The sequence below is a fragment of the Actinomycetospora endophytica genome, assembly GCF_021026375.1.
Taxonomy (GTDB): domain Bacteria; phylum Actinomycetota; class Actinomycetes; order Mycobacteriales; family Pseudonocardiaceae; genus Actinomycetospora; species Actinomycetospora endophytica.
The window spans coordinates 904,837-929,167 of the sequence record NZ_JAJNDB010000001.1 but is presented as its reverse complement, the minus strand read 5'-3'; the positions used below and the strand labels follow the sequence as shown (position 1 = coordinate 929,167).

Here is a 24,331-nt window from a genome sequence, read left to right as displayed (position 1 = left end):
GGGGGCGGTTCGTGCTGGTGCTGATCGGGGTCCACGCCCTGGCCGCCCTGCTCGCCCCCAGCCTCGTCCGCGCCCTCGGCCGCCGTGCCTTCCTCGTGCTGGCGCTGGTCCCGGCCGCCGCCTTCGTCTGGATCCTGACCCGCCTGCCCACGGTCGTCGCCGGCGGTGAGGTGACCGAGGGGTTCACCTGGATCCCCGCGCTCGGCGTCGACGTCGCGTTCCGGCTCGATGCGCTCTCGGCCACCCTGTCGCTGCTCGTCACCGGGGTCGGCGCGCTCGTCGTCCTCTACTGCGCCCGCTACTTCACCCCCTCGTCCGGCGGGCTGGGCCGCTTCGCCGGGGTCCTCACGGCCTTCGCCGGCGCGATGCTCGCGCTGGTGTGGGCCGACGACGTCGTCGTGCTCTACGTCTGCTGGGAGCTGACGACGATCTTCTCGTTCCTGCTCGTCGGGCAGGACGCGCACAAGCGCGCGAGCCGGGCCGCCGCGATGCAGGCCCTGATCGTCACCGCCGCGGGCGGGCTCACCATGCTCGTCGGCCTGGTGATCCTCGCCGAGGCCGCCGGCACGTACCGGCTCTCCGGCATCGTCGCGGCGGGTCCGGGGCTCTCCGGCGCCGCGGTGACGGCGGGCGTGGTGTGCGTCCTGGTCGGGGCGCTGTCGAAGTCGGCGCTGGTCCCGTTCCAGTTCTGGCTGCCCTCGGCGATGGCCGCGCCCACCCCGGTCAGCGCGTTCCTGCACGCCGCCGCGATGGTCAAGGCGGGCGTGTACCTCGTCCTGCGGCTGGCGCCCGGATTCGCCGACGTCGGGGCCTGGCGGCCGATGATCGCGGTGCTGGCAGCGCTCACCATGCTGCTCGGCGGGGTCCTCGCGGCCCGCCAGACCGACCTCAAGCTGCTGCTCGCGCACGGCACGGTGTCCCAGCTCGGGTTCATGATCCTGCTGGCCGGGGCGGGGACCCGGGACGCGGCGCTGGCGGCCCTCGGCCTCGTCGTCGCACACGCGCTGTTCAAGTCGACGCTGTTCCTCACCGTCGGCGTCATCGACCGCAGCGCCGGCACCCGGGACCTCCGCGAGCTGTCCGGGCTGTGGCGCCGGGCCCCCGTCCTCGCGACGGCGGGCACGCTCGCCGCCGCGTCGATGGCGGGCATCCCACCGCTGCTCGGGTTCGTCACCAAGGAGGGTGCGCTCGAGGCGTTCCTCCACGATGCGTACGGGTCGTACGCGGACCTGCTGCTGGCGGTGGTCGTCGTCGGCTCGGTGCTCACCGTCGCCTACAGCGCCCGGTTCGTCGCCGGAGCGTTCACCAGCGCCTTCACCGAGCGCGCCGGGACGCAGTGGATCCGGCCGGGGCCGTTGTTCGTGATCTCGCCCGCGGTGCTCGGCCTCGCCTGTCTCGTGGCCGGCCTCGCGGCGCCGTCGCTCGCCCCGCTGCTCACCCGCTACGCCGACGCCCTCGCCGTCAGCTACCCGACGCTCTTCGTGTTCGACCTGGTCCCCGGCAACGCGATCGCGCTGGGTCTCTCGGTGCTCGCGATCGTGCTCGGCCTCGGGCTCGCGCTGCCCCGGCCCGCCGGGTGGCTCGCCGCGCTCCGTCCGCTGTCCGCGATCCGCTCCGAGGTCACCTGGCGCGCGCTGGTCCACGCCGTGGAGAAGGGCTCGCTGCGGGTCACGGCCCAGACGCAGCGCGGGTCGCTGGCCGTCGTGGTGTGCACGATCCTCGGGGTGCTGCTGGCCGGGCCGGGCGTGGCGCTGGTGGCGTCCGGCGCGCTCGGCGAGATCCGGATCGACCGCCTGGCGGACTCGCCGGCGCAGGTCGTGGCGGCCGTGCTCGCCGTCGCGTCCACCGCCGCCGCGGCGCTCGCCCGCCGGCGCCTCGCCGCGGTCCTGCTCGTCGGCGGGCTCGGCTACGCGGTCGCGGTGATCTTCGCGCTGGGCGGTGCGCCCGACGTCGCGCTGACCCAGGCCCTCGTGGAGACGATGACGCTGGTCGTGGTCGTCCTCGTGCTGCGCCGCCTGCCCGCCGACATCACCGAGCACCACTCGCCGCGCCGCCGGCTCGCCCGCCTCGCGATCGCGGCGCCGATCGGGGTGCTGCTCGCGCTGCTCGGGGCCGTCGCGCTCGGCGCCCGCACCGTCCCGCCGGTGTCGCTGGCCTTCCCGTCGCAGGCCTACGACTTCGGGGCGGGCCAGAACGTCGTCAACGTGACCCTGGTCGACATCCGCGCCTGGGACACCATCGGCGAGCTCTCCGTGCTGCTGGCCGCCGCGACCGGCGTCGCGAGCCTCGTGTTCCTCGACCGCCGCACCCGCGTCCCGGCGAGGGGGACCCGTCGTCGCACCCCGGTCGCGCCGGGCCCCGTCGGGGAGTCGTCGTGGCTGCGCGGCCCGACCCTCGAGCGGCTCGCCCGGCAGCTGCGCCCCGGGCCGGCGGTGACCGAGCGGACGCTGCTGCTCGAGGTCGTCACCCGCCTCGTCTTCCCGACGATCATGGTGCTCTCGGTGTACTTCCTGTTCGCCGGGCACAACGCCCCGGGCGGGGGGTTCGCGGGCGGGCTGCTGGCCGGTCTGGCGCTGGTGGTGCGCTACGTCGCGGGCGGCCGCTACGAGCTCGGCGAGGCCGCGCCGGTGGAGGCCGGCACGCTGCTCGGCGCCGGGCTGCTGCTCGCCGGCCTGTCCGGGTTCGGGGGACTGCTGCTGGGCGGCGAGGTGCTCCAGACCGCGGTGCTCCAGCTCGACCTGCCGGTGCTCGGCCACGTCAAGCTGGTGTCCTCGCTCGTCTTCGACATCGGCGTCTACCTCATCGTCGTCGGGCTCGTGCTCGACATCCTGCGCAGCCTCGGGGCCGAGCTGGACCGGCTCGGAGACAGCGCCGTCATCCCGTCGGAACCCGGCCCGGGGGTGCGGACGTGAGTACGTCGCTGCTGCTGCTCGTGGTGATCGCCCTGCTCTACACAGCGGGGATCTACCTCGTGCTCGACCGCAGCCTCACCCGGGTGCTCCTCGGCGTGCTGGTCCTCGGCAACGCCACCAACCTGCTGGTGATCTCGGCGGGCGGGCCGTTCGGGGCGGCGGCGCTCGTCGGGCGCGCCCCGGAGCCGGCGATGAGCGACGCGCTGGTCCAGGCGCTGGTGCTCACCGCGATCGTCATCACCCTCGGCGTCGCCGCGTTCCTGCTCTCGATCATCCACCGGACCTGGACGCTCGACCGCGAGGACGACCTCACCGAGGACACCGAGGACCGCTCGGTGCGCCGCCGGCTGGCCAGCGGCGAGCAGGTCGACGAGGACGAGCTCGACACCACCGGGTGCGAGGCCACCTCGGACACCGACGACGAGCGCGCGCGGTCGGCCGCTGCCGGGGGCGGCTCGTGAACCCGGCGTCGACGCTCGTCGAGAGCCTCATGCCGCTGACGGTGCTGCTGCCGCTGCTCGGCGCCGGGGCCGCGCTGGTGCTCGCCGGGCGGCCGACCCTGCAGCGGGTCGTCTCGGTGGGCGTGCTGGTCGCCGTCGTCGCGATCTCGGCGTTCCTCGTGGCCGGGGCGGCCGACGGGCCCCGCGTGGTCACCCTCGGGTCCTGGCCCGCGCCGCTCGGGATCACCCTGGTCGCCGACCAGCTCTCGACGATCATGCTGCTCACGTCGATGACGGTGACCCTGCTGGTGCTGCTCTACGCCATCGGCCAGGGCACCTCCGACGACGACTCCCGCACCCCGGTGTCGATCTTCCACCCGACCTACCTGGTGCTCACCGCGGGCGTCGCGAACGCGTTCCTCTCCGGCGACCTGTTCAACCTCTACGTCGGCTTCGAGGTCCTGCTCATGGCGAGCTACGTGCTGCTCACCCTGGGCGGGACGCGCTCCCGGGTGCGCGCGGGACTGACCTACGTCGTCGTCAACGTGCTGTCCTCGCTGGTCTTCCTCATCGGGATCGCGCTGGTCTACGCCGCGGTCGGCACGCTGAACCTGGCGCAGATCTCGACCCGGATGGCGACGGTCCCGCCGGGCGTCCAGCTCGCGATCCACCTGGTGCTGCTCACCGCGTTCGGCATCAAGGCCGCGGTGTTCCCGCTCTCGGCGTGGCTGCCCGACTCCTACCCGACGGCGGCCGCCCCGGTCACCGCGGTGTTCGCCGGCCTGCTCACCAAGGTCGGCGTCTACTCGATCATCCGCACGCAGACGCTGCTCTTCCCCGACGACGTCGTCACCCGCGACATCCTCATGGTCGCCGCGCTCGCGACCATGGTCATCGGCGCGCTCGGCGCGATCGCCCAGGAGGACATCAAGCGGGTCCTGTCGTTCACCCTGGTCAGCCACATCGGCTACATGATCTTCGGGGTGGCGCTCGCGACCCCGGCGGGCGTGGGCGCGGCGATCTTCTACGTCGTCCACCACATCACCGTGCAAGCGACACTGTTCTGCGTCGCCGGCCTCGTCGAACGGGTCGGGGGATCGACGTCGATGACCCGGCTGGCCGGGCTCGCGGCCGCCTCCCCGGTGCTCGCCGTCCTGTACTTCGTCCCGGCGGTCAACCTCGGCGGCATCCCGCCGCTGTCCGGGTTCATCGGGAAGCTCGGCCTGGTGGAGGCGGGCGTGCAGGACGGTTCGGTGCTGGCCTGGCTGCTCGTCGGCGGCGCGGTGCTCACCAGCCTGCTCACGCTCTACGCGATGGCGAAGGTGTGGGTGCTCGCGTTCTGGCGCCCGGTCGATCAGCTCCCGGCCGGGGAGCCCGCCGACGACGACGAGGGTCGGTACCCCCAGCTGATCGGTTCCGGTCGGCCGCGGCCGGGCGCGAGCGGCGCCGGGTCGGCCGCCTACTCCGGGGACTTCCTCGGGGCGCCGTCCGCGCTGACGTCGCGGCGGCTGCCGGTCGCGCTGCCGCGGGTGATGACGGCCGCGACGGCGGGCCTGGTGGCGGCCGGGCTCGCGATCACCGTCCTCGCCGGCCCGCTCTACACCCTCACCGACCGGGCGGGCACCGACCTCGTCGCCCGCACGCCGTACATCTCGGCGGTGTTCGCCCAGACCGTCGACCACCGGGTGACCCGGTGAGCGCCCCCGCCCGCGCCTGGTCGGTGCGGCGCCCCCAGGTCCTGCGGGTGCTGTGGCTGACCCTGGTGTGGATCCTGCTCTGGGGGACGTTCTCGTGGGCGAACCTGATCGGCGGGCTCGTGGTCGCGGTCGGGGTGCTGGTGGTGTTCCCGCTCCCCGCGGTGACCTCCGGCGGTCGGGTACGCCCGCTCGCGCTGCTGCGGGTGGTTCTCGACGTCGCCCGCGACCTCGCCGTCTCGAGCGTCCAGGTGGCCTGGCAGTCGGTGCGTCCGGGGCCGCCGATCCGCAGCTCGATCGTCGCCGTCGAGGTCCCGGACGACTCCGAGCTGCTCATGGCACTGCTGGTGGAGTGCCTCTCGCTGGTGCCGGGCAGCGTCGTCGTCGAGGCCTCCGCGGCGGAGCGGACCCTCTGGGCCCACGTGCTCGGCGTCGAGGACGACGCCGGGGTCGAGCGCTTCCGACGGCAGGTGTCCCGGCTCGTCACCGACCTGATGGCCGCCGGGGTGCACCGGGTGCGCGTCGAGCCGGAGCACTCCGGACGCAGCGGGGCGGGCACCGATCCCCGCGACGACCCCGACGAGGAGGGCCCACGATGAGCACCGCGGGTTTCCTGCTCACCGTCGCGCTCGCCGTGCTCGGGCTGAGCCTGCTGCTGGTGACGGTGCGCTTCGTGCGCGGCCCGTCGGCGCTCGACCGGCTGGTGTCGCTCGACGCGATCGTCGCGGTGATCATGTGCGCGCTGATGGCCCACGTCGCGCTGACCCGGGACTCCTCGACGGTGCCCGCGATCGTCGCGGTCAGCCTGGTCGGCTTCCTCGGGTCGTCGACGGTGGCCCGCTTCGTCGGGCGGCGCGGGGACGGTGAGGACCGGTGAGCGCGCTGGAGTCCGTCCTCGACGTCGTCGGCGCCGTGCTCGTGGTGCTCGGGGCGCTGCTCGCGCTCGCCGCCGCGATCGGGCTCCTGCGCCTGCCCGACGTCCTCTCGCGGATGCACGCGGCCACGAAGCCGCAGACCGCCGGGCTGGTGCTCGTCGTCATCGGCACCGCGCTGCTGCTCCGGACCAGCGTCGACGTGTGGATGCTGCTCCTGGTCGGCGCCTTCCAGCTCATCACCGCACCGGTGACCGCCCACCTCGTCGGCCGGCTGGCGTACCGCTCCGGCGGGGTGCGCCCGGACCTGCTGCGGCGCGACGACCTCGCCGACCGGACGGACTCCTCGGATTGAGCTGCGGCGGGCGGTGCCGTCCCCGCGGCGTGCGCGGCCCGGCGGTGAGGTCCCGGTGAGCGGACTAGCACACCGCGCGCCGTTCGCCCCGTAGCGTCACCCGACCGGCGCACGGCGCCCCGGTCGGAGGGGGCGGCCCGACGGACCTCACTACCCTGGACGGCGTGACGGACCTCCGCGAGCTGATGACCGGGCGTGTCCAGCTCGCGCGTCGCGGGCTCGGGATCGGCGTCGACGCCGTGCGGACGGTGATGGCCCCGGTCGGCCGCCGGGTCCCCGAGATCCTCGTGGGCGTCGGGGTGGTGCTCACCGCCCTCATCGTGCTGGTGCTGGTCGGCGCCGCGCGCGACGACGCGTCGATCATGGCCGACCGCGGCGTGGCCGTGGGTGAGGTCCTCGACGGCTCCGACGCCCAGCACACCTACATCCGGTACACCGCGTCCGACGGTGCGGTCCTCACGCCGGAGAACGGCGTGCTCTACCCGCGGGGTCTCGAGCCCGGCAACTACGTGCTCGTCGAGTACGACCGCTCGAAGCCGGAGCTCGTCCGGGTCGCCGACCGGAACTGGACCGAGGGGCTCGTGCCGGCCGGGCTCGGCGTCGTCGGGCTGTGGGTCGTGCTCGGCCCGCTCGCCTGGTACCTCTCCCGGCGCCGCCGATCCGGGGCGGACGACGAGGTCCCGGAGGGCCCGGAGGTCACGACGCCGCCCGAGGCCGCACCCACCGACGAGTCCGTCGACGACGACGCCGCTCCCGTCGAGACTCCGCGCCGCGAGCCGGTCGGGGCCGCCCGGTGACGGCGGGCGCCCCCTCGCGCGCCGGGCTCGACCGCGACCCCTCCGCGGTCGCGCGGATGTTCGACGGCGTCGCGGCCCGCTACGACGTCACCAACACCGTGCTCTCGTTCGGACGCGACCGCTCCTGGCGCCGGGCGACCCGCGACGCGCTGGCCCTCGCGCCCGGCGACGTCGTGCTGGACATCGCGGCCGGTACCGGCGTCTCCACCGTCGAGCTCGCGCGGTCCGGGGCGACCTGCCTCGCCGCCGACTTCTCGCTCGGCATGCTGCGCACCGGCCACGCCCGGCACGCGGGCGAGGTGCCCTACCTCGCCGCGGACGCGATGCGCCTGCCGCTGGCGGACGCTTCCGTCGACGCGGTCGTCATGTCGTTCGGCCTGCGCAACGTCGTCGACACCGATGCCGCGCTGGCCGAGTTCGCGCGGGTGACCCGGCCGGGCGGGACGCTCGCGATCTGCGAGTTCTCCACCCCGACGTGGACGCCGTTCCGGCGCGTGTACACCGATTACCTGATGCGGGCGCTGCCGCGGGTGGCGCGCGCGGTGAGCTCGAACCCGGACGCGTACGTCTACCTCGCCGAGTCGATCCGCTCGTGGCCCGATCAGGCGGCCCTCGCCCGCCGGATCGCCGGCGCCGGGTGGGGTGCGGTGAGCTGGCGGGACCTGACGGGCGGGATCGTCGCGCTGCACACTGCCGTCCGCTGAGGCGGCCCCTCGACGAGGGGTACGTCAGGCAGCCGCCGCAGCCGCTGAACGTGCCGGATGTGCTCCTGATCAGCGGGGTGGGGTGGGCCGCGGAGGGGTCATGCCAACCTGCGCGACGTGCTCGTGATCATGGGGCTGATCAGCGGATCCGCACCGTGTCCCTGATCTTCCTCGATCAAACCGTGATTCCAGCGGGCGTGTCGCACGCAACATGCCTAGACTCGTGCCCGCCCGGAGCTAGTGAACGATTTCACAAGGAGCCACGGTGTCCGCTCACCACCACGAGCGCACCCGGCGAACCGTCGGGGGTGACGCCGACGTCATCGTCGTCGGCGCCGGTCCCGCGGGCTCCACCGCGGCCACCTACCTCGCCCGCGCCGGGCTCGACGTGCTGGTGCTCGAGAAGGCCGACTTCCCCCGCGAGAAGGTCTGCGGCGACGGGCTGACCCCGCGGGCCGTGAAGCAGCTGATCGACCTCGGGGTCGACACCCGCCCCGAGGCCGGCTGGCTGCACAACAAGGGCCTGCGGGTGCTCGGCGGCGGGCTCTCGGTCGAGCTGCCGTGGCCCGAGCTCACGAGCTTCCCGCCCTACGGGCTGGTCCGGCAGCGCCGCGACTTCGACCAGATGCTGGCCGACCACGCGAGGACGGCGGGCGCCCGCATCGAGGAGCGCACCGCCGTGTCGGCCGCGCTGACCGACGAGCGGAGCGGTCGCGTCACCGGCGTCGAGGCGCGGCGCGGCCCGGAGCGCGAGCCGGTGACGTACCGCGCGCCGCTGGTCGTGGCGTGCGACGGGGTCGGGGCCCGGACCGCGCTGTCCCGGGGCATCGGCAAGCGCGACGACCGCCCGCTCGGAGTCGCCGTCCGCCGCTACTACACCAGCCCGCGCAGCCGGGACGACTTCCTGGAGACCCACCTCGAGCTGTGGGACCGCTCCGGCGAGGAGGACCGCCTGCTGCCCGGCTACGGCTGGGTGTTCGGGATGGGTGACGGGACGGCCAACGTCGGGCTCGGGATCCTGTCGCAGTCCAACGCGAACGGGTCGAACTACCGCACCATGCTCCGCGCGTGGTGCGACTCGCTGCCCGACGACTGGGGCTTCACCGAGGAGAACGCGGCCGGTGAGATCGGCGGCGCCGCGCTGCCGATGGGGTTCAACCGAACCCCGGTCTACGCGGACGGCCTGTTGCTCGTCGGGGACGCCGGCGGCATGGTCAACTCGTTCAACGGCGAGGGCATCGCCTACGCGATGCAGTCGGCGACGCTGGCCGCGACCGCCGTCGTGCAGGCCCTCGCCCGTCCCGAGGGCCCCGCGCGGGAACGGGCCCTCGAGGGCTATCCGGCGGCGGTGCGCGCCGAGCTGGCCAGCTACTACCGGCTGGGCAACCGGTTCGCCCACGCGCTGCGCCACCCGTGGCTGGTGCAGTACACCGCCCGTCACGGGCTCCCGCGCCAGACGCTCATGCGGTTCCTGCTGAAGCTGCTCGCGAACCTGCACGACCGTCGCGACGGGGACGCCTCCGACCGGCTCCTGGAGCTGGTGCTACGCCTGACCCCGCAGCTCTCGGAGGCCCCGCCGTCCGTCGGGCGACCGGCCCGGCACGCCAAGCCGACCACCCGCTCCGCGCCCGGGAGGGATCGCGCCGCATGAGACGACGAGCACGCCAAGAGTAAGGCGACCCTCATCAGGGCCGCATACCACCGCGCTCCGTAGGGTCGACCTCCGTCCGGAGGACGTGACCTCGGACACCAGGATCCCGGTGGTGAGCGCCACGCCCGGCCGTGCGGGGCCGGGCGGGCAGGAACACAGGACGGCACGACCGTGACGGAGCAGGAGGTCTCTCGGAGATGCAGGGCCCGGGAACGGCGGGTTTGACCGCCTACGTCCCCCTCCTCGTCATGTTCGTGCTGGCGGGAGGGTTCGCGCTCTTCTCGGTCACCGCCGCGCCGTTCATCGGCCCGCGGCGCTACAACCGCGCCAAGCTCGACACCTACGAGTGCGGCATCGAGCCGTCACCGCAGCCGCTCGTGGGCGGCGGTCGCGTGCCGGTCGCCTACTACCTCACGGCGATGATGTTCATCCTCTTCGACGTCGAGATGGTGTTCCTCTACCCGTTCGTCATCAACATCGATGCCCTCGGCCTGTTCGGCCTGGTCGAGGTCGTGCTGTTCATCGGGACCGTCGCGTTCGCGTACGCCTACGTGTGGCGTCGCGGCGGCCTGGACTGGACCTAGAGGGAGGTCCGCTCACATGGGACTCGAAGAGAAGCTGCCCAACGGCATCCTGCTGGCCACCGTCGAGGGGATGGTGAACTGGACGCGCAAGGCCTCGCTGTGGCCCGCGACGTTCGGCCTCGCCTGCTGCGCCATCGAGATGATGACCTCGGGTGCCCCGCGCTACGACCTCGGCCGGTTCGGCATGGAGGTCTTCCGCCCCAGCCCCCGCCAGGCCGACCTGATGATCGTGGCCGGCCGCGTCACCAACAAGATGGCCCCGGTCCTGCGCCAGATCTACGACCAGATGGCCGAGCCCCGCTGGGTCCTGGCCATGGGCGTCTGCGCGTCGAGCGGCGGGATGTTCAACAACTACGCGGTGGTGCAGGGCGTCGACCACGTCGTCCCCGTCGACATGTACCTGCCGGGCTGCCCGCCGCGGCCCGAGATGCTGATCGACGCGATCCTCAAGCTCCACCAGAAGATCCAGCACGAGCCGCTCGGACCGGTGCGTGCCGAGCTCGCCGCGGAGCGCCGGGCGCAGGGCGAGAAGCTCGAGCTGCTGCCGTCGTCCGTGAAGTACGGGCGGGAGAAGTAATGCCCGACGACGACAAGCAGCCCGGCGTCCCACCGACCGGTGCCGGTGGGGCCAGCGGACCGACCGGCGCCACCCCCGGCACCCCCGAGAGCGAGGCGGCCACCGGCAGCGCCGTCGCGTTCGGCCCGACCGAGCAGCACCGCCCGCACGCCCCGACGGTCACCGGCCGCTCGCGCGAGGGCATGTTCGGCATCTCCGGCTCCGGCGACACGTCCGGCTTCGGCGGCCTGCGGCTGCCGGCCTACGCGCCCGCCCCGGCCGAGCGCCCCTACGGCGGCTGGTTCGACGAGGTCGTCGACGAGACCGCCGCGGCCCTCGACGAGGGGGGCGTGACCACGTTCGACGCGGCCGTCCCGCAGGTGACCGTCGACCGTGGCGAGATGACCTGGTACGTCGCCCGCGAGCACCTCCCGACGCTGGCCCGGACGCTGCGCGACGACCCGGCGCTGCGCTTCGAGTTCTGCTCCGGGGTGTCCGGGGTGGACTACGGCGAGGGCGTCCCGCAGCAGCTGCACTCGGTGACCCAGCTGCTGTCGATGACCTACCGCCGGCGGCTGCGCCTCGAGGTCTGCCTGGAGCTCGACGACCCGCACTGCCCGTCGCTCGTGTCGATCTACCCCACGGCGGACTGGCACGAGCGCGAGACCTGGGACATGTTCGGCATCGTCTACGACGGCCACCCGAGCCTGACCCGGATCCTCATGCCGGACGACTGGAACGGCCACCCGCAGCTCAAGAGCTACCCGCTGGGCGGCATCCCGGTCGAGTACAAGGGCGCCGAGATCCCGCCGCCCGACCAGCGGAGGGCCTACACATGAGCACGCTCGAGCCGGGCCTCGGCACCGACCCCACCGTCGCCGACCCCGCCACGCCCGACCCGTACGCCGCGTCCTCCCGCGAGACCACCGAGGGCACCGTCTACACGGTCACCGGCGGCGACTGGGACGAGCTGCTGAGCGAGACCACCGGTGACGAGCGCATCGTCATCAACATGGGGCCGCAGCACCCCTCGACCCACGGCGTGCTGCGCCTCGTCCTGGAGATCGCCGGCGAGACGGTGACCGACTGCCGCCTGGTGATCGGCTACCTGCACACCGGGATCGAGAAGAACTGCGAGTACCGCACCTGGACCCAGGGCGTCACCTTCGTGACCCGGTGCGACTACCTCGCGCCGCTGTTCACCGAGACCGCCTACTGCATGTCGACCGAGCGGCTGCTCGGCATCGAGGTCCCGACGCGGGCCCAGGTCATCCGGGTGCTCCTCATGGAGATCAACCGGATCGGCTCGCACCTGGTCGCGCTCGCCACCGGCGGCATGGAGCTGGGCGCACTCACCGGCATGACCAACGGCTTCCGGGAGCGCGAGGAGGTCCTGCACCTGCTCGAGTTCCTCACCGGGCTGCGCATGAACCACGCGTTCATCCGGCCCGGCGGCGTCGTCCAGGACCTCCCGGAGGGCGCCGAGAAGCGCATCCTCGAGTTCTGCGACGTCATGGACGGGCGCCTGCCCGGCTTCCACCAGCTGCTCACCGGCAACGCGATCTGGCAGCAGCGTCTCGTCGGGATCGGCTACCTGCCCCTCGACGGGTGCCTCTCGCTCGGCGTCACCGGCCCGATCCTGCGCTCCGCGGGCCTGGCCTGGGACCTCCGCAAGATCGACCCGTACCTGGGCTACGACCAGTACGAGTTCGAGGTCCCGACCGACAACGCCGCCGACTCCTTCGCCCGCTACAAGCTGCGGGTCGAGGAGATGCACCAGTCGCTGCGGATCATCCGGCAGTGCGTCGAGGCGCTCGAGCCGGGCCCGGTCATGGTCGAGGACGCGAAGATCGCCTGGCCGGCGAAGCTCTCCATCGGCGCGGACGGCATGGGCAACTCGCTCGAGCACGTCCGCAAGATCATGGGCCAGTCGATGGAGTCCCTGATCCACCACTTCAAGCTGGTCACCGAGGGCTTCAAGGTGCCGCCGGGCCAGGCCTACGTGCCGATCGAGTCGCCCCGCGGCGAGCTCGGCGCGCACCTGGTCTCCGACGGCGGCACCCGCCCGCTGCGCGTGCACCTGCGCGACCCCAGCTTCGTCAACCTGCAGGCCGCGCCGGCGATGTGCGAGGGCGGAATGGTCTCCGACGTCATCGCGGCCCTGGCGAGTCTCGACCCGGTGATGGGGGGCTGCGACCGATGACGACAACCGAGTCGTCCGATCTCGACCTCGGCGTCTTCGACGGCCAGCGCGAGCGGGCCGCCGCGATCGTCGCCCGCTACCCGCAGCCGCGATCGGCCCTGCTGCCGCTGCTGCACCTCGTGCAGCACGTCGAGGGCCACGTCTCGCGCGCCGGGGTGGCCTTCTGCGCCGAGGTCCTGGACATCACGCCCGCCGAGGTCTCCGCGGTCGCGACGTTCTACACGATGTACAAGCGCGAACCGGTCGGCGAGCACCTGGTCAGCGTCTGCACCAACACGCTGTGCGCGGCGCTGGGCGGCGACGACATCTACGCGGCGGTCCGCGAGCGGCTCGGCGGGATCGGGCACGAGGAGACCGCGGGAACCCCCGGCGAGCCCGGCTCGCTGACCATCGAGCACGCCGAGTGCCTCGCCGCCTGCGACCTCGCCCCGGTGCTGACCGTGGACTACGAGTTCTTCGACCGGCAGACCGTGGACAGCGCGCGCGAGATCATCGACGCGCTGCAGCGCGGCGAGAAGCCGCATCCCACCCGCGGCGCCCCGCTGACCGACTTCCGGCGCATCGAGCTGCTGCTCGCCGGGTTCTTCGACGAGGTCGAGCTCGGCGGCGCGGCGGCCAACGCCGGCCCGAGCGCCGACACGGCGACGCTGGCGGGCGCCCGGCTCGCCGAGGAACGCGGCTGGCACGCGCCGCCGATGCCGGAACCCGGGGACCGGGACTCCGGAGCGACCCTGCAGGGAGGTGCGTCATGACCGAGGCCCCGGAGAGCTACCGCCCGGCCCCGCTGACCCCGGTGCTGACGCGGCGCTGGCTGCTGCCCGAGTCGTGGACCCTGCGCCACTACACCGAGCTCGGCGGCTACGAGGCGCTCGACACCGCGTTCGCCACCGACCCGGCCGACCTGGTGACGCTGGTCAAGGACGCCGGGCTGCGCGGCCGCGGCGGCGCCGGCTTCCCGACGGGCATGAAGTGGTCCTTCATCCCGCAGCCCAAGCCGGGCGAGGAGCCGACCGAGGCCACCAAGGACGCCCCGCAGTTCAAGCCCAAGTACCTCGTCATCAACGCCGACGAGGGCGAGCCGGGTACCTGCAAGGACGTCCCGCTGATGATGGCGGACCCGCACAGCCTCATCGAGGGCTGCATCATCACCAGCTACGCGATCCGCGCGAACTTCTGCGCGATCTACGTCCGCGGCGAGGTCGTGCACGCCATCCGCCGGCTGCACTGGGCGGTCCGCGAGGCCTACGAGGCCGGCCACCTCGGCACGGACATCCACGGCACCGGGTTCGACCTCGACATCGTGGTGCACGCCGGCGCGGGCGCGTACATCTGCGGCGAGGAGACCGCGCTGCTCGACTCGCTCGAGGGCCGCCGCGGCCAGCCCCGTCTCAAGCCGCCCTTCCCCGCGACGGCGGGCCTGTACGCGGCGCCGACGGTGGTCAACAACGTCGAGACGATCGCGACGGTCCCGTCGATCGTCGCGGGCGGCAAGGACTGGTTCCGGACGATGGGCCGCGAGAAGTCACCTGGCCCGAAGATCTACTCGCTGTCCGGGCACGTCGAGAACCCCGGCCAGTACGAGGCCCCGCTGGGCACCACGCTGCGCCAGCTCCTCGAGATGGCCGGCGGGATGAAGGACGGCGTCCCGCTGAAGTTCTGGACGCCGGGCGGATCCTCGACGCCGCTGTTCACGGCCGAGCACCTCGACGTCCCGCTGGACTTCGAGGGCGCGGCCGAGGCGGGCTCCATGCTCGGCACCACCGCGCTGATGATCTTCAACGAGACCGTCAGCGTGCCGTGGGCGGTCATGAAGTGGACCGAGTTCTACGAGCACGAGTCCTGCGGCAAGTGCACGCCGTGCCGCGAGGGCAACTACTGGCTCGCCGGGATCCTGCAGCGCATGAACGCCCACCAGGGCACGCCGGAGGACATCGACACCCTGCTCGACGTCTGCTCCAACGTGCTCGGCCGGTCGTTCTGCGCCCTCGGCGACGGCGCCGTCTCGCCGATCACCAGCGGCATCAAGTACTTCCGGCAGGAGTTCCTGGATCTCTGTCAGGAACAGCCGGCCGGCACCGACAACGCCCGAGTTCTCGCCGGAGCGCACTGACATGACGCAAGCGCCAGAGCAGGAAGCGCCCCCGGTCCCCGAGGGTCACGTCCGGCTGACGATCGACGGGCAGACCGTCGACGCGCCGAAGGGCGAGATCCTCATCCGGACCTGCGAGCGCCTCGGCATCGTCGTCCCCCGGTTCTGCGACCACCCGCTGCTCGACCCGGCGGGCGCCTGCCGCCAGTGCCTGGTCGAGGTGGAGATGGGCGGCCGGCCGATGCCGAAGCCGCAGGCCAGCTGCACGATGACCGTCGCCGACGGGATGGTCGTCAAGACCCAGCACACCTCGCCCGTCGCCGACAAGGCGCAGCAGGGTGTGATGGAGCTGCTGCTCATCAACCACCCGCTCGACTGCCCGATCTGCGACAAGGGCGGCGAGTGCCCGCTCCAGAACCAGGCGATGTCCTCGGGCCGGCCGGAGTCGCGGTTCCACGAGCACAAGCGGACGTTCGAGAAGCCCCTGCCGATCTCCGACGAGGTGCTGCTCGACCGCGAGCGCTGCGTGCTCTGCCAGCGCTGCACCCGGTTCTCCGAGCAGATCGCCGGCGACCCGTTCATCGAGCTGCTCGAGCGCGGTGCCCACCAGCAGATCGGCACCGAGGAGACCGCCTTCGGCGACGGCGAGGACTTCCAGTCCTACTTCTCGGGCAACACCATCCAGATCTGCCCGGTCGGGGCGCTCACCTCGGCGTCCTACCGGTTCCGCAGCCGCCCCTTCGACCTGGTCTCGACGCCGGGCAAGTGCGAGCACTGCGCGTCGGGGTGCTCCACCCGCCGGGACTGGCGCCGCGGCGGGGTCACCCGCGTGCTCGCCGGCGAGGATCCGAACGTCAACGAGGAGTGGCTCTGCGACAAGGGCCGCTTCGCGTTCCGCTACCCGACCTCGGCGCAGCGGGTGCTGCAGCCGCTGGTCCGCGGCGACGACGGCGAGCTCGCGCCGGTCTCGTGGATGGAGGCCCTGGAGCGGGCCGCCGCCCTGCTGACCGCCGCGCGCGACGGCGACGGTCCCGGCCGGGTCCTCGTCGGTGACGACGGCGTCGAGGTCGAGGGCGACCCGAAGCGCGGTGTCGGGGTGCTGCCCGGCGGCCGGCTGACCGTCGAGGACGCCTACGCCTACGCCAAGTTCGCCCGCCTCGCGCTGCGCACCAACGACGTCGACCAGCGCGCCCGCGCCCACTCCGACGAGGAGCTCGACTTCCTCGCCGGCCACGTCGCGGGCGTCGCCCCGAGCCACGTCTCCTACGCCCACCTCGAGGCCGCCCGCACCGTGCTGTGCGTCGGCTTCGAGCCGGAGGAGGAGTCGCCGATCGTCTACCTGCGGCTGCGCAAGGCCTCCCGCCACGGCACCCGGGTGGTCCACGTCGGGTCCTGGACGACCCCCGCGGTCACCCGGACCGGCGGTCACCTGGTGCGGGTCGCCCCCGGGGACGAGCCGGCCGCCCTGGACGCGCTGCCGCAGGACGTGGCCGACGCGCTCGCCCAGCCGGGCGCGGTGGTCCTCGTCGGCGAGCGGGCCGTCGAGGTCCCGGGGCTGCTCACCGCGGTCGCCGGGCTCGGGTCCCGGACGGGCGCCCGGATCGCCTGGGTGCCGCGCCGGGCGGGGGAGCGCGGCGGCGTCGACGCCGGCACGCTCCCGACGTTCCTGCCCGGGTCGCGCCGGGTCACCGACGCGGCCGACCGCGAGGCCGTCGCCGAGATCTGGGGAGTGCCCGCGCTGCCGGAGACCCCCGGCCGCGACGCCACCGCGATGCTGCGGGCGGCCGCGGACGGCACGCTCGCCGGGCTCGTCGTCGGGGGCCTGGAGCTCTCCGACCTGCCCGACCCCGCGCTCGCCCGCGCGGCGCTGGCCGAGGCCGACGTCGTGATCTCGCTGGAGCAGGTGCTCTCCGAGGCCAGCGGGTACGCCGACGTCGTGCTCCCGGTGGCCCCCGCGGTCAACCGCAGCGGCACCTACCGCAACTGGGAGGGCCGCGACCGGGAGTTCGGGACGACGATCGACCCCGGCCAGGGCGGCTCCGGGCGCGTCGGCGGGACGGCGGCGGTCACGCTGCCCGACTGCCGGGTGCTGGACTCGCTCGCCGTCGAGATGGACGTCGACCTGTTCACCCAGACCCCGGCCGCGGCGGCCGCCGAGCTCGCCGAGCTGGGCACCGTCGCGGTGACCCCCTCGACGCCGGCCACCCGGCCCGACGTCGGCCACGCCCCGTCGCTGACCGCGGACGACCGGACGGCCGGCTCCACCCGTCCGCGCCTCGCCACCTGGCGCGAGCTCCTCGACGGCGGCGCCATGCTCGCCGAGGAGCCCGACCTGCCCGGCACCGCCCGGCCGGTCCGCCTGCGGGTGGCCGCCGCGACGGCCGAGCGGCTCGGCCTCGTCGCCGGCGAACCGGCCCGCCTGCAGACGGCCGCCGACCCGGGGCGGCACGCGACGCCGGACGGCCCGGTGCTCGACCTCGTCGTCGAGCTCGCGGACCTCCCGGAGAACGTCGTCTGGGCGCCCTCGCACGTGCCCGGTCCGGGCGGGGTCACGACCCTCGCGGGGCTGGGCCTGCGCCACGGCGGCCCGGTGCTGGTGACCGGGCCCCGCACCGCCGAACCGGACCCCGTCGCCACGGGCGCCGTGCCGGTGGGCGCCATGCCGCCGGCCGCCGCCGTCGAGTACACCGAGTCGGGAGACCAGCAGTGAACCCGCTCCCACCCCCCAACACGCCCGGCTACACCCAGGCGCTGCTGGCGGACGACCCGCTCTGGCTGACGATCATCAAGGTCGTCGTGGTCTTCGCGCTGCTGCTGCTCATGACGCTGTTCATGATCTGGCTCGAGCGGCGCGTGGTCGGCCGGATGCAGCAGCGCCCCGGCCCGAACTGGAACGGCCCGTTCGGTCTGCTCCAGTCGTTGGCCGACGGGCTGAAGCTGGCGTTCAAGGAGGACATCCGCCCGACGTTGGCGGACTTCCCGGTCTTCTTCATCGCGCCGGTGATCTCGACGATCCCCGCGTTCGTCGCGTTCGCGGTCATCCCGCTCGGCCCCGAGGTCTCGATCTTCGGCCACCACACCGCGCTGCAGGTCGCGGACCTGCCGGTGGGTGTGCTCGTCGCGATGGCGTGCTCGTCGGTCGGCGTGTACGGGATCGTGCTCTCGGGCTGGGCGTCCGGCTCGCCGTACCCGCTGCTCGGCAGCCTGCGCAGCGCCGCCCAGGTCATCTCCTACGAGCTGGCCCTCGGCCTGTCGATCATCGGTGTGGTGCTCTACGCCGGATCGCTCTCGACCGCGGACATCGTCGCCGCGCAGGCGTCCGGCTGGTACATCTGGCTGCTCCCGGTGAGCTTCGTGGTGTTCGCGATCTCGATGGTCGGCGAGACCAACCGCGCCCCCTTCGACCTCCCGGAGGCCGAGTCCGAGCTGGTCGGCGGCTTCCACACCGAGTACTCGTCGCTGAAGTTCGCGCTGTTCTTCCTCGCCGAGTACGTCAACATGGTCACCCTCTCCGCGGTCGCCACGACGCTGTTCCTCGGCGGCTGGCGGGCCCCGTGGCCGCTGTCGCTGTGGGCCGGCGCGAACGAGGGCTGGTTCCCGATCATCTGGTTCATCTCCAAGATGTTCGTGTTCCTCTTCGTCTACATCTGGCTGCGCGGGACGCTGCCCCGCCAGCGCTACGACCAGTTCATGCGGCTCGGCTGGAAGATCCTCATCCCGGTCAGCCTGGTGTGGATCGTCGCCGTCTCCGCGCTGCGCGTGCTGCGCGTCCAGTACGGCACGGTGTCCGCGCCGGTCGTGCTGCTGATCGGCTTCGTCGTGCTGGTCGTGGCGATCGTCGTCGCGGTGCTGCTGCCCGACCGCAAGCCGGCCGACGAGGCACCGGAGGAGCCGACCGTGGTCTCCGACTACCCGGTGCCGCCGCTCGACCTCACCGTCCCGCCGCCACCGCCACGACGACGGCGGTCGGTCCCCGAGGCCAAGGAGACGGCCGCCGTCGGCTCGGGCTCGCCGGAGAAGGAGGACGCCTGATGGGCATGTTCGACGGCATCGCGGGCTTCGGGGTCACCTTCTCGACGATGTTCAAGAAGGTGGTCACCGAGGAGTACCCGCTGGTCAAGAAGGTGACGGCGCCGCGCTACCACGGCCGCCACCAGCTCAACCGGCATCCCGACGGCCTCGAGAAGTGCGTCGGCTGCGAGCTGTGCGCCTGGGCGTGCCCCGCCGACGCGATCTACGTCGAGGGCGGGGACAACACCGAGGCGGAGCGCTTCTCCCCGGGCGAGCGCTACGGCGCGATCTACCAGATCAACTACCTGCGCTGCATCGGCTGCGGGCTCTGCATCGAGGCGTGCCCGACGCGGTCGCTGACGATGACGAACGAGTACGAGCTCGCCGACGACGACCGCCAGGACCTGATCTACACCAAGGACATGCTGCTGGCCCCGCTGCTGCCGGGCATGGAGCAGCCGCCGCACCCGATGCGCCTCGGTGAGGACGAGCAGGACTACTACGTGCAGGGCCCCGAGATGGCGCGCAAGGGCCTCGAGCAGGCAGGCGAGCACGACCTCGACACCGACAACCGGGCCGGGGCGAACGTCGAGCCGGGTGCCGCCCTGGTCGGGAAGGGCCCCGTGAGCAAGAGGAGCGAGGGATGACCACCTCGACCGGCGAGGCCGTCGCCTTCTGGATCCTCGGGCCGATCGCCCTGGCCGGCGGCCTCGGGATGGTGTTCGCCCGCAACGCGGTGCACTCCGCGCTGTGGCTGGTGCTGACCATGCTCTCGCTCGGCGGGCTGTACATGGTCCAGTCCGCGCCGTTCCTGGGCTTCACCCAGATCATCGTCTACACCGGCGCGATCATGATGCTGTTCGTCTTCGTGCTGATGATGGTCGGCCGGGACGCGTCGGACTCCGTCGTCGAGGTGCTGCGCGGCCAGCGGGTCGCGGCCGCGATCCTCGGCATCGGGTTCGCGGCGCTGCTCCTCGGCGCGGTGGCGAACTCGGTGGTGGTGCCGCTGGCGACCGGGCCCGCGCCCGGCTCCAACGTCGGCAACCTCGGCCTGCTGATCTACCAGCGCTACCTGCTCGCCTTCGAGCTCACCTCGGCGCTGATCATCACCGGGGCGCTCGGGGCGATGGTCTACACGTTCGCGGGGCGGGCCAAGGCCAAGGTCATCACCCAGCGGGAGCGGGTGACCGAGCGGCTGCTCGGCCCGCTCGAGAAGCAGGGCTCCCGCTCCGGGCCCGGGGTGTTCGCCACCGGCGACTCGGTGGCCACCCCGGCGCTGCTGCCCGACGGCTCGATCGCCCCGGAGTCGCTCTCCTCGATCATCGAGGCGACCGCCCGCGAGCGGCTCGGCCACTCCGCCGAGCTCGCCCACGCGGGCGACGAGCACGACCAGCACGCGCGTGACCACGAGGCCCACCACGGCCAGGGCGAGATCCAGGGGAGCCAGGCGTGAGCCCCACGAACTACCTGCTGCTGTCCGCCATCCTGTTCGCCATCGGCACCGTCGGGGTGCTCGTGCGGCGCAACGCGATCGTCGTGTTCATGTGCATCGAGCTCATGCTCAACGCGGTGAACCTCTCGCTGGTCACCTTCGCGCGCATCAACGGTTCGCTCGACGGCCAGGTCATGGCGTTCTTCGTCATGGTCGTCGCGGCCGCGGAGGTCGTCGTCGGCCTCTCGATCATCATGTCCATCTTCCGCACGCGACGGACCGCCTCGGTGGACGACGCGAACCTCCTCAAGTACTGACGGGAGCCGGATGCACACCCTGCTCGCGGCAGACGCGCTGCCGCCCGTCGGCCCCGCGTCCGGCGCCGGATCCGCTGCGTGGATCCTCGTCGCGCTGCCTGCGCTCGGCGCACTGGTGCTCTTCCTCGGAGGGCGTCGCACCGACCGGTTCGGCCACCTCATCGGGGTGGCGACGGTGGTGCTGTCGTTCGTCTACGGCCTGGTGCTGTTCTTCGGTGCCCTCGCCCTGCCCGGCGAGGAGCGCGTCCGCGACCTGCCGCTCTACGAGTGGTTCGGCTCCGGATCGCTCACCGTGGAGTTCGGGCTGCGCCTCGACCCGCTGTCGCTGACGTTCGTCCTGCTGATCACCGGAGTCGGCTCGCTGATCCACATCTACTCCGTGGGCTACATGAGCCACGACCCGCACCGGCGCAAGTTCTTCGCGATGCTCAACCTGTTCGTCGCGTCGATGCTGATCCTGGTCCTGGGCAACGGCTTCCTGACCCTCTACCTCGGGTGGGAGGGCGTCGGCCTGGCGTCGTACCTGCTCATCGGCTTCTACGTCGCCCGCCCGCTCGCGGCGAGCGCGGCGAAGAAGGCGTTCCTGATGAACCGCGTCGGCGACGTCGGCCTGGCGCTCGCGATCTTCATCCTGTTCAAGCAGTTCGGCACGACCCAGTACACCGAGATCTTCGCCCGGGCCGGGGAGATGTCGACGGGCACGGTGACCGCCGTCGTCCTGCTGCTCCTGCTCGGCGCATGCGGCAAGTCCGGTCAGTTCCCGCTGCAGGCCTGGCTCCCCGACGCCATGGAGGGCCCGACCCCGGTGTCGGCGCTGATCCACGCGGCCACGATGGTCACCGCCGGGGTCTACCTCGTCGCCCGCACGCACCCGCTGTACGACCTCGCCCCGGCGGGCCAGCTGGTCGTGACGATCGTCGGGGCGATCACGCTGCTGATCGGCGCGATCGTCGGGTGCGCCTACGACGACATCAAGAAGGTCCTGGCGTACTCCACGGTCAGCCAGATCGGCTACATGATGCTGGCGGTGGGCCTCGGCCCGATCGGCTACGCGGCCGGCCTCGCGCATCTGCTCGCCCACGGCTTCTTCAAGGCCGGGCTCTTCCTCGGGGCCGGTTCGGTGATGCACGGGATGGCCGACGAGACCGACATGCGGCGCTTCGGCGGGCTGTGGCGCCACATGCCGATCACGTTCGCCACGTTCACCCTCGGATACCTCGCCCTGATCGGTTTTCCGTTCCTGTCCGGCTTCTACACCAAGGACATGATCATCGAGGCCTCGCTCGGCGGCTCACCGCTGCGCGGCTGGCTGCTCGGCGGGGCGGCGCTGCTGGCCGCGGGGCTGACCGCGTTCTACATGACGCGGCTGATGCTCATGACCTTCTTCGGCGCCGAGCGGTGGCGCGACCTCACGCCGCGGCGGGCACCGTGGGACGTCGCGGCGGAGAGCGAGGCGCCGCCGCAGGCCCCTGCGGCCGGTCACGAGCACGGGTACCACCCGCACGAGTCGTCGGCCTCGATGACGGTGCCGATGATCATCCTGGCGATCGGCTCGGTCGGCGCGGGCGCGTTCCTCGTCATCGGGGAGCGTCTCGGCGGCTGGCTCGAGCCTGCGATCGGCCCGGTCCGCGAGGTCTCCGACGCCGTCATCCCGACCGGCCTCGTCCCCGGCATCGCGTCGGTGCTGATGATCCTCGGCGCCGGGACCGCGTACCTGACGGTCGGGCGCAAGCCGGTCCCGGTCGAGCGCCCGGTCCGGGTCTCCTGGCCGGTGCGGGCGGCCCGCGCGGACCTCTACGCCAACGCGATCAACGAGGGGCTCATCGCCCGCCCCGGCCTCTGGCTCTCCCGGGCGCTGGTCTACCTCGACAACCGGGGGGTCGACGGCGCCGTCAACGGCACCGCCGCGCTGCTCGGCGGTGCCTCGGGCCGGGCCCGGCGCACCCAGACCGGATTCGTGCGCTCGTACGCGCTGACGATGCTGGGAGGCTCCCTCGTGCTCGTCGCGGCACTGCTGGCGGTGACGCTCCCGTGAGTGCCCTGGTCCTGATCCTCGTGCTGCTCCCGCTCGTCGGGGCGGCGGTCTGCGGCGTGCTCGTGCGCGGCGGCGGGTCCCCGGGCGGGGACGCCGCCGCGAAGGCGATCGGCTTCGTCGTCTCGCTCGTCGAGCTGGTGCTCGTCGGCGTCGTGTGGGCGATGTTCGTGCCCTCGGCGCCGACCCGGTTCCAGGGCGAGATCTCGGTCGCCTGGATCCCGGCGTTCGGCACCCGGTTCGCGCTCGGCCTCGACGGCATCGCGCTGGCGATGATCGCGCTGCTCGCGGTGCTGGTGCCGATCGTGATCGCCTACACCGCGTTCACCTCCGCCGCGGAGAAGTTCCCCGACGGGCGCGGCGCCGGCGGCTTCGTCGCGCTGATGCTCGCGCTGCAGGGGGTGCTGGTCGCACTGTTCGCCGCGACCGACGTCTTCCTGTTCTACGTGCTCTTCGAGGTCATGCTCGTCCCGATGTACTTCATCGTCGGGCGCTTCGGCGGGGCCCGACGGCAGTACGCGGCCGTGAAGTTCTTCCTGTACTCGTTCCTCGGCGGCCTGATCATGCTCGGGTCGGTCATCGGGATCTACGTCGCGAGCGGGACCCGGCTCGGCCAGGCCAGCTTCGACTGGGCCACGCTGCAGCATCTCGCCGCACAGCTACCGCTGTCCACGCAGATCCCGCTCTTCCTGGGCTTCTTCGCCGCGTTCGCGATCAAGGCGCCGCTGGTGCCGCTGCACACCTGGCTGCCCGACGCCGGTGCCGAGGCCCCGATCGGCGGCGGCGTCATCCTCGTCGGCGTCCTGGACAAGGTCGGCGTCTTCGGATTCCTGCGCTACTGCCTGCCGCTGTTCCCGCTGGCCTCGCAGTCCCTCGCGCCGCTCGTCCTCGTGCTCTCGGTGATCGGCGTGATCTACGGGGCGCTGCTCGCCGCGATGCAGACCGACATGAAGCGCTTCGTCGCCTACACCTCGATCGCCCACTTCGGGTTCATCGGGCTCGGCATCTTCGCGTTCTCGCAGCAGGCGCTGGCCGGGTCGGCGCTCTACATGGTCAACCACGGCATCTCGACGGCGATGCTCTTCCTCGTCGTCGGCATGCTCGCCGCCCGCGGCGGGTCGAGCCGGATCGCCGACTACGGCGGCGTCGGGCGCATCGCCCCGGTCCTCTCCGGGCTGTTCCTCGTCGCGGGCCTGACGACGCTGTCGCTGCCCGGCACGAACTCGTTCGTGTCCGAGTTCCTGGTGCTGCTCGGCGCCTGGCCACGCGAACCCGTCTACACCGTGATCGCGACCGTCGGGATCATCTTCGCCGCGCTCTACGTGCTCTGGGTCTTCCAGCGCACCATGACCGGCCCGCTGCGCGGCGAGGCGGTGCTCGGCGGGGGACCCGGAGCGGCATCGGCCGTCGCGTTCGAGCCCACCGACGGCGGGTTGCGCGACATGCTCGAGGACGACGCCGACGCCCGCCGTCGGGCCCGCTTCGGCGACCTGTCCGGACGTGAGATCGGGGTGCTCGCCCCGCTCGTCCTGCTGATCTTCCTGCTCGGGTTCTTCCCGCAGCCGGTGCTGAACGTCATCAACCCGGCGGTCTCCGCCACCATGAGCGAGGTCGGGGTCGCCGACCCGGTCGGCCCGAACGGAGTCGCCCGATGATGCCCACCGTGATCTCTGCGCTGCCGG

Annotated in this window: 22 protein-coding genes; all 22 read left to right on the top strand. The window is 72.7% G+C overall.

The annotated features are described in order from the left end of the window. Nucleotides 1–11 precede the first annotated feature (11 nt). The 22 genes from LQ327_RS04500 (at nucleotide 12) to LQ327_RS04395 (ending at nucleotide 24,304) form a co-directional block, all read left to right on the top strand. The gene (locus LQ327_RS04500) at nucleotides 12–2,912 is read left to right on the top strand and encodes a Na+/H+ antiporter subunit A (RefSeq protein ID WP_230730332.1); all 2,901 of its coding nucleotides are present in this window, start codon (nucleotides 12–14) and stop codon (nucleotides 2,910–2,912) included. Then, entirely contained in the window at nucleotides 2,909–3,373 is a 465-nt protein-coding gene (locus LQ327_RS04495) for a Na(+)/H(+) antiporter subunit C (protein WP_230730331.1), read from the top strand. Before LQ327_RS04500 ends, LQ327_RS04495 begins: the two co-directional genes overlap by 4 nt. Then, nucleotides 3,370–5,049, top strand: a complete 1,680-nt coding sequence (locus LQ327_RS04490; RefSeq protein WP_230730330.1) for a Na+/H+ antiporter subunit D — start codon at nucleotides 3,370–3,372, stop codon at nucleotides 5,047–5,049. Before LQ327_RS04495 ends, LQ327_RS04490 begins: the two co-directional genes overlap by 4 nt. Next, entirely contained in the window at nucleotides 5,046–5,645 is a 600-nt protein-coding gene (locus LQ327_RS04485) for a Na+/H+ antiporter subunit E (RefSeq protein ID WP_230730329.1), read from the top strand. The genes LQ327_RS04490 and LQ327_RS04485 overlap by 4 nt, the downstream gene beginning before the upstream one ends. Continuing rightward, nucleotides 5,642–5,923 (top strand): monovalent cation/H+ antiporter complex subunit F, encoded by a 282-nt coding sequence (locus tag LQ327_RS04480; RefSeq protein ID WP_230730328.1) that lies wholly within the window; start codon nucleotides 5,642–5,644, stop codon nucleotides 5,921–5,923. The genes LQ327_RS04485 and LQ327_RS04480 overlap by 4 nt, the downstream gene beginning before the upstream one ends. Next, nucleotides 5,920–6,273 (top strand): monovalent cation/H(+) antiporter subunit G, encoded by a 354-nt coding sequence (gene mnhG, locus LQ327_RS04475; protein ID WP_230730327.1) that lies wholly within the window; start codon nucleotides 5,920–5,922, stop codon nucleotides 6,271–6,273. Before LQ327_RS04480 ends, mnhG begins: the two co-directional genes overlap by 4 nt. 164 nt (nucleotides 6,274–6,437) lie before the next feature. Continuing rightward, nucleotides 6,438–7,070 carry a DUF3592 domain-containing protein gene (locus tag LQ327_RS04470; protein WP_230730326.1) on the top strand — a complete coding sequence of 211 codons (633 nt, stop codon included), beginning with the start codon at nucleotides 6,438–6,440 and terminating at the stop codon, nucleotides 7,068–7,070. Next, on the top strand, nucleotides 7,067–7,774 hold the full coding sequence (locus LQ327_RS04465; protein ID WP_308286246.1) for a demethylmenaquinone methyltransferase: 708 nt from the start codon (nucleotides 7,067–7,069) through the stop codon (nucleotides 7,772–7,774). Before LQ327_RS04470 ends, LQ327_RS04465 begins: the two co-directional genes overlap by 4 nt. Before the next feature lie 265 nt (nucleotides 7,775–8,039). Next, nucleotides 8,040–9,425, top strand: coding sequence for a geranylgeranyl reductase family protein (locus tag LQ327_RS04460; protein ID WP_230730325.1), 1,386 nt, complete (start codon nucleotides 8,040–8,042; stop codon nucleotides 9,423–9,425). Between the two features lie 197 nt (nucleotides 9,426–9,622). Further along, nucleotides 9,623–10,009 carry an NADH-quinone oxidoreductase subunit A gene (locus LQ327_RS04455; RefSeq protein ID WP_230730324.1) on the top strand — a complete coding sequence of 129 codons (387 nt, stop codon included), beginning with the start codon at nucleotides 9,623–9,625 and terminating at the stop codon, nucleotides 10,007–10,009. Between the two features lie 16 nt (nucleotides 10,010–10,025). After that, nucleotides 10,026–10,586 carry a NuoB/complex I 20 kDa subunit family protein gene (locus tag LQ327_RS04450; RefSeq protein ID WP_230730323.1) on the top strand — a complete coding sequence of 187 codons (561 nt, stop codon included), beginning with the start codon at nucleotides 10,026–10,028 and terminating at the stop codon, nucleotides 10,584–10,586. Beyond that, a complete protein-coding gene (locus LQ327_RS04445) occupies nucleotides 10,586–11,404 on the top strand; it encodes an NADH-quinone oxidoreductase subunit C (RefSeq protein WP_230730322.1) in 819 nt (272 codons plus the stop codon). The genes LQ327_RS04450 and LQ327_RS04445 overlap by 1 nt, the downstream gene beginning before the upstream one ends. After that, complete coding sequence (locus tag LQ327_RS04440; RefSeq protein ID WP_230730321.1) at nucleotides 11,401–12,768, top strand: NADH-quinone oxidoreductase subunit D; 1,368 nt, start codon at nucleotides 11,401–11,403, stop codon at nucleotides 12,766–12,768. The genes LQ327_RS04445 and LQ327_RS04440 overlap by 4 nt, the downstream gene beginning before the upstream one ends. Beyond that, nucleotides 12,765–13,520: an NADH-quinone oxidoreductase subunit NuoE gene (gene nuoE, locus LQ327_RS04435; protein WP_230730320.1), complete on the top strand. Its 756-nt coding sequence runs from the start codon at nucleotides 12,765–12,767 to the stop codon at nucleotides 13,518–13,520. The genes LQ327_RS04440 and nuoE overlap by 4 nt, the downstream gene beginning before the upstream one ends. Then, the gene (nuoF, locus tag LQ327_RS04430) at nucleotides 13,517–14,878 is read left to right on the top strand and encodes an NADH-quinone oxidoreductase subunit NuoF (RefSeq protein WP_230730319.1); all 1,362 of its coding nucleotides are present in this window, start codon (nucleotides 13,517–13,519) and stop codon (nucleotides 14,876–14,878) included. Before nuoE ends, nuoF begins: the two co-directional genes overlap by 4 nt. 1 nt (nucleotide 14,879) lies before the next feature. After that, nucleotides 14,880–17,567 (top strand): NADH-quinone oxidoreductase subunit G, encoded by a 2,688-nt coding sequence (locus tag LQ327_RS04425; protein ID WP_230730318.1) that lies wholly within the window; start codon nucleotides 14,880–14,882, stop codon nucleotides 17,565–17,567. After that, complete coding sequence (nuoH, locus tag LQ327_RS04420) at nucleotides 17,564–18,889, top strand: NADH-quinone oxidoreductase subunit NuoH (protein WP_230730317.1); 1,326 nt, start codon at nucleotides 17,564–17,566, stop codon at nucleotides 18,887–18,889. The genes LQ327_RS04425 and nuoH overlap by 4 nt, the downstream gene beginning before the upstream one ends. Continuing rightward, nucleotides 18,889–19,515, top strand: a complete 627-nt coding sequence (gene nuoI / locus LQ327_RS04415; RefSeq protein ID WP_230730316.1) for an NADH-quinone oxidoreductase subunit NuoI — start codon at nucleotides 18,889–18,891, stop codon at nucleotides 19,513–19,515. Before nuoH ends, nuoI begins: the two co-directional genes overlap by 1 nt. Further along, nucleotides 19,512–20,321, top strand: coding sequence for an NADH-quinone oxidoreductase subunit J (locus LQ327_RS04410; protein ID WP_230730315.1), 810 nt, complete (start codon nucleotides 19,512–19,514; stop codon nucleotides 20,319–20,321). Before nuoI ends, LQ327_RS04410 begins: the two co-directional genes overlap by 4 nt. Beyond that, nucleotides 20,318–20,617 (top strand): NADH-quinone oxidoreductase subunit NuoK, encoded by a 300-nt coding sequence (nuoK, locus tag LQ327_RS04405; RefSeq protein ID WP_230730314.1) that lies wholly within the window; start codon nucleotides 20,318–20,320, stop codon nucleotides 20,615–20,617. The genes LQ327_RS04410 and nuoK overlap by 4 nt, the downstream gene beginning before the upstream one ends. Before the next feature lie 10 nt (nucleotides 20,618–20,627). Then, nucleotides 20,628–22,652, top strand: coding sequence for an NADH-quinone oxidoreductase subunit L (gene nuoL, locus LQ327_RS04400; RefSeq protein WP_230730313.1), 2,025 nt, complete (start codon nucleotides 20,628–20,630; stop codon nucleotides 22,650–22,652). Continuing rightward, a complete protein-coding gene (locus tag LQ327_RS04395) occupies nucleotides 22,649–24,304 on the top strand; it encodes a complex I subunit 4 family protein (RefSeq protein WP_230730312.1) in 1,656 nt (551 codons plus the stop codon). The genes nuoL and LQ327_RS04395 overlap by 4 nt, the downstream gene beginning before the upstream one ends. Nucleotides 24,305–24,331 lie beyond the last annotated feature (27 nt).